The 887-nt window shown below is 60.8% G+C and carries 2 protein-coding genes; both read left to right on the top strand.

Annotated features, from left to right (window positions below; all coding sequences use genetic code 11):
• The coding region (locus AC3AYF_RS10000) for an ABC transporter permease (RefSeq protein WP_487779691.1) at nucleotides 1-249 on the top strand (249 nt) is incomplete at its 5' end.
• Complete coding sequence (gene mlaD / locus AC3AYF_RS09995) at nucleotides 246-707, top strand: outer membrane lipid asymmetry maintenance protein MlaD (protein ID WP_298845866.1); 462 nt, start codon at nucleotides 246-248, stop codon at nucleotides 705-707. The genes AC3AYF_RS10000 and mlaD, both read left to right, overlap by 4 nt.
• Nucleotides 708-887 lie beyond the last annotated feature (180 nt).

The following is an 887-nucleotide window of genomic DNA, read 5'->3' as shown; positions in this document are numbered from 1 at the left end:
TACGAAGGTTCCTACTGGAGCAACATGCAGGATAGCGTCGACTTCGTCGACGATCTGCTCAACGGCATGGTCAAGAGTCTGGTGTTCGGTCTGGTCGTGACCTGGATCGCGGTATTCCAGGGCTATGACCTGATTCCTACCTCGGAAGGTATTTCGCGCGCGACCACCCGGACGGTGGTATACGCCTCGCTGGCGGTATTGGGCCTCGATTTCGTGCTCACCGCGTTGATGTTTGGAGATCTCGGATGAAGCGCAATAGCTGGTTGGAACTGGGCGTCGGCATTTTCATGCTGGCAGGCATTCTGGGGCTGGTGTTTCTCGGCCTCAGGGTCAGCGGTCTGGGGGTGGGAGTGCCCAACGACACGTTCACGCTGACTGCGAACTTTGCCAACATCGGGGGGTTGCGGCCACAGGCGAAAGTCACCATGTCGGGGGTGCGCGTCGGCAAGGTGACCGACATTCAGCTCGATCCCAAGTGGTTCGACGCCAAGGTCACCATGGAGCTGGACTCGGAGTACGATGGCAAGCTCTCCGACGACACCACGGCGGCGATCCTGACGTCGGGGCTGCTGGGCGAGCAGTACGTCGGCCTGACCGTGGGGGGCGCGCCGGACATGCTCCATGATGGCGACGTCATTCACGATACTCAGCAGGCACTGGTGCTGGAAGAGCTCATTCAGCAGTTCGTGTCGAACATGGCCAAGTAAGTCGGAAGAACGTAATCGCAGACAAGGAGTCGATGATGAAAATGACCTTCTCACGTAACGCCTCGAGTGCGTCACGGCGTCATGCCGGGATGCGCGGCATCTGGATGGTGGCGCTGACCCTCGTCGCGGCGTGACTGGCGAGCATGACCACGCCGGCGCAGGCCCAGCAGTCGCCGACCC

The organism is Salinicola sp. (genome assembly GCF_982684285.1).
Note: the sequence above shows the minus strand (reverse complement) of the source record. Positions and strands in the feature narration are given on the sequence as shown.

Excerpts from the sequence above, each read along its gene's own strand:
- mlaD (WP_298845866.1), top strand. The coding sequence starts at position 246 with ATGAAGCGCAATAGCTGGTTGGAACTGGGCGTCGGCATTTTCATGCTG.